Consider the following 12584-nt stretch of genomic DNA (forward strand, 5'->3'; position numbering starts at 1 on the left):
TTAGTTATTTTTAATGATTAATAATAATGCTGCAAACGAGAGTGCGATTCCTATCAACTGAATTGGGTCTTTGATTAGTCCTCCACTATTAACCTTTAATTTGTTTGGCGTAATTATAATTACATCGTTTTGTCTAATTCTGTAATTTGGATTTGACATCCATGAAGCTGTTCTCAAATCGATATGATACACTAACCGTTTTCCTTCGACCTCACGAATGAGTTTTACATCTTTTCGAATTGCCGAATAAGTAAGATCTCCAGCTGTTCCTATTGCATCTAACAAAGAAATTGTTTCTTCTGTAAACGGGTAAACTCCAGGGGAAACTACCTCACCGAGTATGGTAAATTTATTATTGAGGACACGAACCATAACTGTTGGATTCACAAGATAGCCCTCGTTTATTAATCTATTTTTAACATTGATTTCTACTTCGGCAGGTGATAAACCTCCTACTTTAATTTCATTCAATATTGGCATCGTAATATTTCCTCTGCTATTTACCAAATATCCAGAAAGTTTCATTGTCTCTACTGAAGCATCCGTATTTATTGATCCGCCAATATTAAATGGCGCAGCAACCAACGGATTAAGATCACCTACTTCTACTTTTAAAATATCATTGGGTTGTATTTTTGTAGATACATAATTCAGTGGTGCATTGGCATAAGAGTCTAAATCTTGCAAATACAACATGTTTTTTCTGGTAGTACATGATTGTAATATCAGTAAAAACAATAAAATTATTGGATAAAGTTTATTTTTCATTTTGGATAGTTTTATAGCAGTAGTTTTGGTTTGATTAGATTGGATACAGTCGAAACAAAGATTTTCTATTTCTACAGTTTTATGTTTTGTTTAGTGAACTATATATTGCCTTAAAGCAATCGTCTTTTTCAAAAAAACAGCCTGAATCGCTGTTAAACCGTGGTACTTGTATATTTTGTAATCCTCATACAAAACTTCTAATGCTCGTTTTGCACTAGTACTCATGCCTCCCATTCGCATCTTTACAATATATACATCTATGTATGTCATCTTAATTTTATGCTTGTACAAATAGCGCAGTAAAAATTCGGTATCCGAAGCTATTTTAAAATCAAGACTATACATACCGTATTTATCAATTACCGATTTTTTTAAGTAAACTGTAGGATGCAAAGGCAACCATCCCCCTTTTACTTTGTCAAGACTAAACCTACCTCCAATTCGATTTCGGATTAATCGTTCTTCGGCATCATTTGATACGTAAACCCCATTTCCATAAATACCATCTGTATTTTTGTAAAACTCAAAACGAGCTACTATCCGACTGATGGTTTTAGAATCATAAAATTCATCATCAGAATGCATTAACCCAATAATATCGCCCGTTGCAAGCTTAATTCCTTTATTTATTGCATCATACATTCCATTATCAGGTTCCGATATAAAATGGCTTATTTTGTTGCCATAAGATTGAATAATTTCTTTGGTTCCATCTTTAGAATTTCCATCAACAATAATATATTCGATATTGTGATAATTTTGATTTAATACACTTTTGATTGCTTTTTCGATTGTATTTTTTCTATTGTAACACACTGTTATTATGGAGACTTTCATAAATAGATAGTTTAAAAATTGAATTTTATTCAGAATTTAAAAGGCATAAAAAATTGTCTCTCAATACGAAATTGAGAAAACAATGACCTTTAAAAATTGTTGAAAAATGGTAAAGTTTATTGGTTTTGTAATAGCTTATCAAAATAATTTATTGTTGCTAATAAGCCGTCTTTTAATTGAATCTTGGGTTCCCAACCTTCGAGTTTGTTTTTGGCCAGAGTAATGTCTGGTTGTCTTTGTTTAGGATCATCTTGTGGTAATTCTAGATGAATAATTTTAGATTTCGAATTCGTTAAACCAATAATGGTATTGGCTAATTCCAACATTGTAAATTCGTTTGGATTTCCTAGATTCACAGGCCCTAAAAAATTAGGATCAGAATTCATCATTCGAATCATTCCTTCTACTAAATCATCAACATATTGAAAAGAACGAGTTTGCTGACCATCACCAAATATTGTTATATCTTTTCCTTGCAAAGCTTGAACAATAAAATTAGAAACCACTCTACCATCAGCTTTATTCATATTAGGACCATAGGTATTAAAGATTCTAATGATTTTGATAGCAACTTTATTTTGATTGTGATAATCCATAAATAAAGTTTCGGCACAACGTTTTCCTTCATCATAGCACGATCGAATACCTATTGGATTTACATGTCCCCAATAATTTTCGGTCTGCGGATGAACAAGCGGATCGCCATAAACTTCACTTGTACTGGCTTGCAAAACTTTGGCGTTGACACGCTTGGCTAATCCCAACACATTGATAGCTCCCATCACCGAAGTTTTAATCGTTTTTATAGGATTATATTGATAGTGTACTGGTGATGCTGGACAAGCCAAATTATAAATTTCATCAACCTCAGCATAATAGGGTTCGGTTATATCGTGTCGCACCATTTCGAAATAAGGATGATCTAAAAGATCAATGATGTTAGATTTGGCACCAGTAAAGTAATTATCAAGACAAATTACTTCGTTGCCTTCGTTTAACAATCTTTTGCATAAATGTGAACCTACAAAACCAGCTCCTCCTGTTATCAATATCCTTTTCATCCTTAATTATATTTGTTTTTTAATGAATTTACTTTAGTCTGAATTTGAAAAAAATAATGAGATTTAAATCGTGCCAAATAAAATCCTTCTTTACCGTCTAGAAAACCTAATTTTAAAAAATAAGCTCCAACAAAATAAACCGCTGGAAGTAAACCTGTGTTAAGAAGACCATACTTTATTTTTTGATTTACAGATAAATGCGAGTTATTTTCCTTTTGTAATTGCAAATATCTTTGTGCTTCCCAAGTAGAATAAGCATTGTGTTTATCGATATAGTGTTCTAAGTTTTTGAAGTCCTTATGGATAACTTTTGCATTTATTATTCCAACTTTACCTTCTATAATAGGATGTTCGTGTACTTCCATATCCAAGTGACTCCATAAATCTTCGTCGATTTTTTCGTAAGCCCCTTTAGATTTTTTAAAGAGTGCCGATTTTTGAAAACCATATCCGTATTTCAGTTTTCTACCCATAAAATAGTTTTCAAACTGTATAGTATAACCGTTATACTTCGTGTCTTTTATTTTTGTGGCAACCTCATCAACAAAGGCTTCGGTTACAAATTCATCTGCATCCAAAAATAATATCCATTCGTGACGAAGATCAGCATTTTGCAATGTCCAATTGCGTTTTTTGGGGAATTTACCGTTCCATTGAAAAAGTAATACTTCGGCTCCCATAGCAACTGCAATATCTCTTGTATCATCAGTACTTCCTGAATCTACCACGATAATTTGATCAAAGCGTCTTAACTTATCCAAACATGAGGGCAAATTAAGTGATTCGTTTTTGACCGAAACGACTACTGAAATTGGAATTTTATTCATAGCTTCTATATTTAATAAATTTTGCAGGATTGCCTGCTACTATAGAATTTTTTTCGACATTCTTGGTGACTATACTTCCTGCACCTATTATTGCGTTTTCACCCACTATTACCCCTGGCATGACAAATGTTCTAGCACCAATAAAAACACCTTTGCTTATTGTTATTTTCCTGGTAATCAAATTCAAAGAGGGTTTATTAAAAGCATGAGTTCCTGTACATAAATAAACTTCTTGGCCTACCGTAGCATGTTCAAAAATTTCTACAACTCCAAGAGTGTAAGCATTGGCTCGATCTCCTAAACAGGCATGATCGTGTAAAATTAAATTCCACGGAATTTGAATTCTTGCCCTTTGATGCACAAATGGTTTTCCGTAAATCTTGCAACCAAATAATTTGAGCCAAAACAATCTCCAACCGTTGGCGGGTTTTGGAGTCCAAATACAAAATAACAACCATACATAATCCCAAATTACCATTTTGACTCTCTGTGATATTGACCAAGGCGAATCATAAGGTGTGTTTTGATTGTATTCTAGTATATCATTACTCATTTAATATTGATTGAAAATCATTAATAAACATTTTTGCAATTTTAGAAGTAGAAAAATCATCATACACTTTTTTCCCATTACCTGAAATTTTTTCACAAAGCTGATTATCAGTCATTAATCTTAAAATTTGCTGAGAAAGTTCGTGTGTTTGATTGTAACTGCTTTGATTAAATCTCAGACAATTTAGTTCTGCAACAGCATATTCATCAAAACAATGGTGATTTGATAAAATTGTCGCACAACCATAAGACATGGCTTCTCTAGGTGCTACTGGACCTGCATCGCCAGTCCCGTCTTGAACTGGGTAACAAAAAATCTTTGACTCGTAATAAAGTTTCGAAAGTTTGTCTTGATCATAAACAGAACCGATGAAGTTTACATTCCCTTTTTTGCTTTTTAATTCATTATAATATTCTTGTCCTCCACCACCTTCTGCAGGTTCCCAAGGTCCCACTATATTGAGTACCCAGTTTTTAGTGATCCTTTCGGGAATACTATTAAAAGCATCAATCAAAATATGTACTCCTTTTTCTTTGTCTAATCGTCCTACAAACAAAATGCTTTTTACTTTTTCACCTGCAAAATCTTTTAGTTGAAACGGCACAGGATTGGGTATGTACGAGATTTTTTTATGATCTTCTGGCTTAATTCTTTCTTTAATCAAATCAAAAATCATAGGCGAACAAGCTCTAAACTTACTAGCATTTGAATATAATTTCATTTGCCATTTGGGTCTTCGTTCGACACTTACATATATTTTGCCTTTTGATTTGTTTCTAAAAAAAATAGGTAACCAAAATGTATTAGAAACTACTATATCCGAATCAATATGCTTAAGAGTTCTTAAAGTATAAATTAAATCATAAAACTTTAAAACAAGTAAACTTTTTGGAGTTGCGAAACCTTTTACTCGAATATGTGACACCCCGTTTATGGTTTCTTTATCTTGAAAATCACTGTGCGATCTACTAATGTGAGTTACTTCATGTCCTAAACTAACAAACTCTTGTCCTAACTTAAAATAAATTTTTTCAACTGCACCGCCCAAAACTGGTGGGACTGGAAAAAAAGCACCTTGAACAATTGTAATTTTCATCGTTTCAAATCGTATTATATAATTGAACCATGTTTTTGCCTACCGCTTCGATGTCGTATTTTTCTTTAACTAATTTTCTACCGTTATTTCCCATAGCTTCTAGAGCTATAATTGGTGAATTAAAAACTTTCGACAAAGCATCTTTCAAATTCTTTACAGACAACTCAATCCACCAACCACAATTGTAATCTTCTAGATCTTGCCATGGTGTCCCAGTAGTTGTGATGACTGGAACACCAACTGCTAGAGCTTCAGCAACCACTATTCCGAAATTTTCGCTGTAAGTGGGCAAAACCATCACATCGGCAGAACGTAAAAAATCCCATTTGGCTTCACCATAAACAGCTCCAACAAAATGCACATTAGGTAAATCCTGAACACTCTGTTTTAGGGATTCTAAATAAGCTGGTGCGCCACTTCCTGCAATTTCCAACACCCACCCTTTTGTATTAGATTCCCGCCAAGCTTCGAGTAAAATTTCAACTCCTTTTTTGGGATGAATACGAGATATGAAAACCATTTTTTTTGTACCATATCTCCTTTTGCTACCATTTAATTCACTCAAATCAATTCCGTTTGGAATAATCGTAATCTTATTTGTAAAACTAAGTCTCTCAATACTATCTTTCTCCATTTGAGCAGTAGCATGAATATGATCTACTTTGTGAATTGCTTTATTTTGAAATAAGAAAAGAGCGATTTTTTTCTTCAAAGGATTGTGATTCAATATCCAAGTTTCTAGCATTCCGTGTGGCGATAAAACCACTTTTATCTTTTGCTCTTGCGCTATTTTTTGAAACCCCCAATTTTGTGGGCTCCAAATTCCGTTGATATGAACAATGTCTGGCTTTTCATGTTCAAGAAAAGTTCGAAACTCTCTCATCAAGGAAAACCAACGCAACAAATTATTATCAAAAAATTTTACAGGAACACCCTCAATAGTTATTGGAGATTTTGAAATTCCTGTGGCAATACTAAACGAAGTATCATTTTTTAGAGCTTTACTTAACAATCTCATGTACTCTGTAGTACCACCACCATTTTTATCGATACTTGCTATATAATGAATTACTTTCATGACCAAATTCAGATCTTAACGTTATTATTAGACTTAAACTTTTTAGAAAACAAATCCCACCTCTCTGTTAAAATATTTAAAATCCTTTGACAGTTCTTTAATTTCTTGAGCTGGATTTCCACCGTACAACCGATAAGGAATTTCAAAATGTTTATTTAATAATGCTTTTGCACCTAGAACACTGTGACTTGGTAAATTTGAACCACCCAAAATAGTTGATGAAGTTCCTACAAAACAATAATCACCAATTGTAATAGGATAACTGTCCTGAATATTCAAACCGATATTGATTGAATGTGTTAGCAATTGGCTTGCATATCCAGCAATGGTAACAAAATTGCCAATTTGAATTACATTGGTACAATCGATATGATGTTTTTTGGTAATGGATGAATGTTCTCCAATTATTAAATTTGATTTTCTATCTTTTTGATGTACAAAATGTTTCGAATCTGTATTAGTAGGGAAACCAGTAATCCAATTACCTCTTGCTATAGTTGAATACTTCCCAATTTTTATCAAATCTAAATGTACTGCTACATTAAAATTACCTATATAACTATCTGAACCCATAATCAGTTTTTGAGGATAAATCCAGGAAAATCCTATTCTGGCAGTTGGATCAATTTCGTATTTAAAAAATGTAACCAACATAAATCTTTTTAAAGGCCAAGGCATTAAAATGGTTATTATTTTTAGTACCATCTATTTAATTTTTTATAAATTCTACATACTGATGTACGGTATTATCAAAATCAAATCTTTTTGTGTTTATATACCCCAGTCTAATGATTTCGTCTCTAAATTCTTTTTCAATTAATTTCAAAAACTCATTTACAAAAGAGCTTGGATTGTCTGGGTCTGCATATAAAGCAGCCTTTCCTCCTACTTCGTCCATCATTGGTGCTTTGTTACTGGTAATTACAGGAGCACCACAAGCTTGAGCTTCTATTATTGGCCAACCAAAACCTTCTGAATAAGATGGAAAAATCATAGTATGACAAGTTGAGTATAATGCAATTACTTCTTTGTCGGTGGGATTCTGAATTTGTAATATTCTATCAGAAATCTTTAATTTTTTGATCAGTTCAAGCAATTCATCATTTAATTTTTCGCCAGCTAAAACCAATATGCCGTTCCAATAATTTTGCAATTCATACATCATATGAATCAATAATTTTCGATTCTTACGGTCTAAATCGGAACCTATATGCAGAATGAAATCGTTGTTTTTTAGTATTTCTAATTTATCCAAAACTAAATGAGCTTGACTTAGAGGCAATGGCTTGAATTTTTCAGATAAAGCATTATGAATGCAAATCCAGTTTTTGGAAATATTAGGCTTCGTGTCGATTTCGTTTAATTGATTTAAGGTAAATTCCGAAACAGCCACCACCTTTTTGGCTTCACTCAAAGCACTCAAAATTATCCGTTGCAAAACCTTCCCTGATTTTGTTACTGGACAATAAGTATCTAAATATCCCAAGCCAGCTCTTATTGCCAATACATCATGACAAGTAATTATTGTAGCGTTTTGGGGTAAAAAACGTAAATAAAACGCATTAGAATGATCGCAAATATGATAGTTTACCGATTGTAATGTTAAGAAGTTTAAAAGCCTAATCCCTAAAAGCTGAATTGGGAATACTATAAATTTATCAACGTAGCCTAACCACTTTATCAAAATTGAATTATTGAAACTTAATTTTCTAAAGATGTCATTTGGTCGAATTGTAGTAATCTGAAAACCATATTTCGAGTACCCTCTAGCTATCAAAGCTTCAAAAATCAACATGCTGTATTGTTTGTCCGGCTTGTAATTACCAATTAAAACAATTTTTTGGATCATAAACTATTGCTTTGTAATACATAATCTGTTTTTTTTAAACTTGCCATTACTAATCCTCCCATAATCACGGCATATCCTAAAATACTGGGTTGTGCCCATTGTCCTTGAATCAAGGATACAACTGCTGCGCCGCATAAAACAAAAGGAAGCAGTTTATCTTCTTGTGGCAATCTAAACGATTTCATTGTCATGCTTATTCCTAAAATAACTCGCAAAAGAATGAGGCCTCCGCCAAAAATAATTCCTTGTTCACCACCTAATCGTCCAAATTCTGTTTCTGCTATTAGGAATGTAATTTTACCGTTCAACATTTGTGCTCCTGCATTTGTACCCATTCCTAAATTTCCAGCAAACATAGGCTGATCGAATAAATCTACTATTGGAGCCGTAATATCATTCAACATTCTTAAAAAAATAGAATCTTTTAATCCACCTCCATCGGTCGCTTTGTTTGCAGATTCTACTCTATCCATAAACACTTCTGTACTCAAATTAAAAGTTTCTGAATATTCCTGAAGTGCCAGTATTACGAGATAAAAAACAACAACACTCAACACCAATTTCATCACCATTTTGCTACTGGTCATTGAGGCTATTACCGCAAACAACCCAACTATTGCAACTGCTACTACTGCCCCACGACTGATAGTTAATGGCAATGCTATGACTAAAGTAATTGTACTGATACTCAGTAAAATTTTTGAACAATACTCTTTGGACAACCAAAAATAAAATACAAAAACGGATACAGCTGTGTAAAAACTTGCCAATCCAGAGATAAACGAAAAGGTTCCTGGTGGACGACTATAGCCCATTGCTCCAGAAAAACCAGCACTTCCTTCGCCTCCTACACCAACGTTTATAAATGCTGTTTGTGGACTTATGAATTGGAAATAAACAATTATCGTCATTACGATATTCATAACCAATAAAAATCTGCCCATTTGAAGCACATCGTCTTTGGTAAAAACTTGTCCCATTATAAAAATTAATGGAAAATGAACCAACATTATCCTTCCTCCATAAAGTCCTACAAAAAGATTTCCGTGCCCGAAAGTCAGTGTAATTGCCAAACCGTATAATGTAAATATCAATGCAAAAACCACAAAAGAATTTACAAATTTAACATCCAGCATCAAGGCCTTAACTATTATGTAAATAGCAATAGGATCACGAACCACTAATAAAGGTGCTGCTAAACTAGGCAAAAACCATTTGCGCAGCGCCCCTTCAAAAATCCAAAGTAGAAAATACAACCATATAGCTATTTTTAACAGTTTATATTTTGGTTCTATATCTAATTCACTCGCTATATTCATTTACCATAGTTATTTATAAAATCCTTAACGAAGAAAGAGCGTCTGCCATTTCTTGACCATAAACTGACCATGGTCTTGTTTGAGCTTTATTTTGTGCCGAAATTCCAAACTGTTTTAGAATTTCTGGTTTTTCAAATATTTTATCAAAAACTTCTTTTATTGCTGATGATGAACCAGCTGGTACTATCCAACCATTTTCATTATCGGTAATTAAATCCGGTCCAGCCGTACGATCAGTTGTTATTACAGGAACACCTTGTGACATTGCCTCGGTAATTACCAAACCAAAACCTTCGAAAAGAGAAGGAAAAACCAACACATCATTTTCTCGCATACAGGATAGTACTTGATCGTGTGACAAGGACGGAATCCAATGATGTGTTTCTAAAGCTTCGTTTAAAGCGTTGCAATCAGAAACAGCTTTGTGACCAACAACAGTCAATGTTATCCTGTCTTCTAACCCCTTAACTGCATCAAACAAATAAGAGATTCCTTTTCGCTGTGACAAACCTCCAACAAATAGTACCTTGAGTTTACGACCTTGAAGTGGCTGGTATTCTTTTGTTAAATTTACCTCTGGAAATCCATAAGGAATCACTTTTATCTCAGCCAAATTCCCCGAATATTCTTTTAATGTTTTTTTGGTAAAACTACTCGCTACATAAATCACATCTGCAAGTGCCAATTCTTGATCTTTTTTTTGAAGCTTTTCTGGCGAATCATTAAAACCAGTAAGCGTACTTGACCATTCTGGATTGATGTCAAATTCATTTTGCATTAATAGGCGAGCGCTTCTCCAATACCCGATAGGCAAATCATAAATGCATTTTATTCCTAACTGTTTCGCTTTTACAAAAGTTGACAAAGCACCATCTTCATAAGCATATACTCCTGAAAGACCTTGCTTTTGGGCTTTTTTTAAATTATTGGCGACCCAAGTATCGTGCTTTTTATAAATATTATCAATGCAAAAAAATCCTTTTTCGTGAGCAATTAAGCTATCCAATTTGAGTTTTGAGGTAAATAACCGACCAAATTCATAAAATGATTTGGATCGTGTATAAGGTTGCCATGTACTATCCAAACTCCTTCTTTTTAAATCTTTTAGCTTTGAATAATCACTCAATTTATACAATATTTGATTTGGAAATATCGCTATTGATGTAAATAGTTTGAATAATCTTCTATTATCTAACAATCCTGTTATCAAGTTTTTTGAATTCGCATTCAATGTAGGATGTGAAACAAGTAACTTCATGATATCGAAATTGAATTAATAAATTGTTTCGTCATACTTTGTAAGTCAAAAACCTCAACATTTTTCTGAATTATATTCAAATTATTTTTTTCGTATCTGATGATTTGAGGTATTCGATATTGTCCTTGTGTTGGTGTCCATTGCCTAGAAACACAAATTGTATTTACTTGATGCTCTCGGTATGCTGCATAAACTCCACTTTTTTCGGACTGAAAATAAGGTGTTGTCGATATACCAAAATCACTATTTACTAACACTTCGGATATTACCTCTTCGGATTGAATTCCTAAAACCTGATAACCAATATTGTACTTTGTTAAAATCGTTATGTAATTCTCTAACTCAGAACCATTTTTCCCAATGAAAATAAATTTTATTGGTTTGACTAATTGATTCGAAATATTGTTTAAATCTTCTATAAAATCATCAAATGGAGCTCCATAATGTATCGCCCCAAACAAGACAAATTGAGTACAGTCTATATTTTCTTTTTTGACAGCTGTAAATGGAATGTTTCCGCAAATAGGTAAAACTTCTGAATTGATTTGATGTTCGTTCAAAAAATATTGGTACAATTTATTTTGAGTGTTTACGAGATTTGTATTTGTATTATGAATTACTTTTTCAATTATTAATTGCTGAAATTTGCCAATACATTTATGCTTAAACGAAGATTCGATATCAATTCCCAACCACAATTCATGAAACATGATATGCCATTTGTGTTTTCCTTTTAATTTCTTTAAAAAGGAAGGCAACCAGAAAGGCAATCCTTTTGCATTAAAGCTATAGGGAACAAATTGTAAACTAATCCAATCCGGATTATAAACAACTAATGATTGTTTTACTGTATTTAAACGTTGAGTAGTTGGTGTATTATTTGGAATACGCATAACTGGTACACTAGTTCCTTCTATTTCTTGTTCTTCTTCGGTTACAATAATTTTACTATTATCATTTAGAGCAATAATCTTGGCTTGATGATTTTGTCTTATTAGCTCACCAGCCAAGCGTCTCGTGTAATCTCCAACCCCATCAAATCCAGGCTCCAATGAACCACAGAGAAAAAGTATTTTCATCAATTCAGTTTTAGAAGTCCTCTAAGGTTTCTCATAACACGATCATTAAAATCAACCAAAAAGAACAAACGTGGATAATAATTTCTAACATAAGAGAAGAATATAGAATATTTACTTTTTTCACGCCAAGAACCATTAATGAGATGAATTGCGTATGACTTTGGAGACAAAAAAACAGAATTTCCTACAAATATATCAGACTTGAAGATGATCATATTATTATCTAATTTTTGCTCAGAATCTTGATATACATAACCATATTTTTCAGCAATTTTTGATATTATAGGTCCTATTATAAACTCCTCACATAATAATGTATTATTCTCATCAATAAGATGCTTGTCTTGGTAAAACTCTAAACAATCTTTTAAATAAAGATTCCCTTTTTTTGCGGCCATTATTGCTGCCTGAACATTCAAACCAAATACAAGATCATTTTCATTTTTGGGTCTAAAATTCTTATCAAGTTTCGATTTTTCGGTATCAGTAAAATTACCTGGATGCAACTCATGAGAGGTAAAAAAATCATAATCCAAGAATTCACTAAAACTCTTGAATACCTTAACATCCGAATCTAAATAGACTCCTCCCTCGGTATATAGAGCATACAACCTAATATAATCGGCAACAAAAGCCCATTTTCTAGCTTTGAATGCTTCATGTACAAATGGGACTGAACTAAAATCAAAGCTATTGGCATCCCATAATCTGATTTGATAATCTGGCATTATTTCAGACCAGCTTTTCATACAATCCAAAATAAATGGGGATTTTTCGTCACCACTAAACCAACAATAATGAATTACTTTAGGAATTTTATTCTCGCTCATTGTATTTATAGATTGTTAATTACGAATCA

The 12584-nt window shown here is 32.9% G+C and carries 13 protein-coding genes; all 13 read right to left on the minus strand.

Translation table 11 applies throughout. The annotated features are described in order from the left end of the window. The 13 genes from ABEB18_RS13835 to ABEB18_RS13895 all read right to left on the minus strand — a co-directional run bounded on the left by ABEB18_RS13835 (position 1) and on the right by ABEB18_RS13895 (position 12555). Positions 1-768, minus strand: coding sequence for a polysaccharide biosynthesis/export family protein (locus ABEB18_RS13835; RefSeq protein WP_348799901.1), 768 nt, complete (start codon positions 766-768; stop codon positions 1-3). A gap of 90 nt (positions 769-858) precedes the next feature. After that, complete coding sequence (locus ABEB18_RS13840; protein WP_348799902.1) at positions 859-1605, minus strand: glycosyltransferase family 2 protein; 747 nt, start codon at positions 1603-1605, stop codon at positions 859-861. A 116-nt stretch (positions 1606-1721) separates the two neighbouring features. Next, the gene (locus ABEB18_RS13845) at positions 1722-2666 is read right to left on the minus strand and encodes a UDP-glucuronic acid decarboxylase family protein (protein ID WP_348799903.1); all 945 of its coding nucleotides are present in this window, start codon (positions 2664-2666) and stop codon (positions 1722-1724) included. Positions 2667-2668: 2 nt separating this feature from the next. Next, a complete protein-coding gene (locus ABEB18_RS13850) occupies positions 2669-3493 on the minus strand; it encodes a glycosyltransferase family 2 protein (RefSeq protein WP_348799904.1) in 825 nt (274 codons plus the stop codon). Further along, positions 3486-4046, minus strand: coding sequence for a DapH/DapD/GlmU-related protein (locus ABEB18_RS13855; protein WP_348799905.1), 561 nt, complete (start codon positions 4044-4046; stop codon positions 3486-3488). The genes ABEB18_RS13850 and ABEB18_RS13855 overlap by 8 nt, the downstream gene beginning before the upstream one ends. Next, complete coding sequence (locus tag ABEB18_RS13860) at positions 4039-5142, minus strand: glycosyltransferase family 4 protein (RefSeq protein WP_348799906.1); 1104 nt, start codon at positions 5140-5142, stop codon at positions 4039-4041. The genes ABEB18_RS13855 and ABEB18_RS13860 overlap by 8 nt, the downstream gene beginning before the upstream one ends. A gap of 4 nt (positions 5143-5146) precedes the next feature. Further along, a complete protein-coding gene (locus ABEB18_RS13865; protein ID WP_348799907.1) occupies positions 5147-6220 on the minus strand; it encodes a glycosyltransferase in 1074 nt (357 codons plus the stop codon). A 42-nt stretch (positions 6221-6262) separates the two neighbouring features. Further along, positions 6263-6925 carry an acyltransferase gene (locus ABEB18_RS13870; protein WP_348799908.1) on the minus strand — a complete coding sequence of 221 codons (663 nt, stop codon included), beginning with the start codon at positions 6923-6925 and terminating at the stop codon, positions 6263-6265. A 4-nt stretch (positions 6926-6929) separates the two neighbouring features. Beyond that, positions 6930-8069: a glycosyltransferase family 4 protein gene (locus ABEB18_RS13875; RefSeq protein WP_348799909.1), complete on the minus strand. Its 1140-nt coding sequence runs from the start codon at positions 8067-8069 to the stop codon at positions 6930-6932. Next, positions 8066-9388 (minus strand): hypothetical protein, encoded by a 1323-nt coding sequence (locus ABEB18_RS13880; RefSeq protein ID WP_348799910.1) that lies wholly within the window; start codon positions 9386-9388, stop codon positions 8066-8068. Before ABEB18_RS13880 ends, ABEB18_RS13875 begins: the two co-directional genes overlap by 4 nt. A gap of 13 nt (positions 9389-9401) precedes the next feature. Continuing rightward, complete coding sequence (locus ABEB18_RS13885) at positions 9402-10646, minus strand: glycosyltransferase family 4 protein (protein ID WP_348799911.1); 1245 nt, start codon at positions 10644-10646, stop codon at positions 9402-9404. Further along, a complete protein-coding gene (locus ABEB18_RS13890) occupies positions 10643-11725 on the minus strand; it encodes a glycosyltransferase family protein (RefSeq protein ID WP_348799912.1) in 1083 nt (360 codons plus the stop codon). The genes ABEB18_RS13885 and ABEB18_RS13890 overlap by 4 nt, the downstream gene beginning before the upstream one ends. Continuing rightward, positions 11725-12555, minus strand: a complete 831-nt coding sequence (locus ABEB18_RS13895) for a glycosyltransferase family 32 protein (protein WP_348799913.1) — start codon at positions 12553-12555, stop codon at positions 11725-11727. Before ABEB18_RS13895 ends, ABEB18_RS13890 begins: the two co-directional genes overlap by 1 nt. Positions 12556-12584 lie beyond the last annotated feature (29 nt).

Origin of the sequence: Flavobacterium adhaerens (genome assembly GCF_040045115.1) — a bacterium.
In the GTDB taxonomy this organism is placed as follows: domain Bacteria; phylum Bacteroidota; class Bacteroidia; order Flavobacteriales; family Flavobacteriaceae; genus Flavobacterium; species Flavobacterium adhaerens.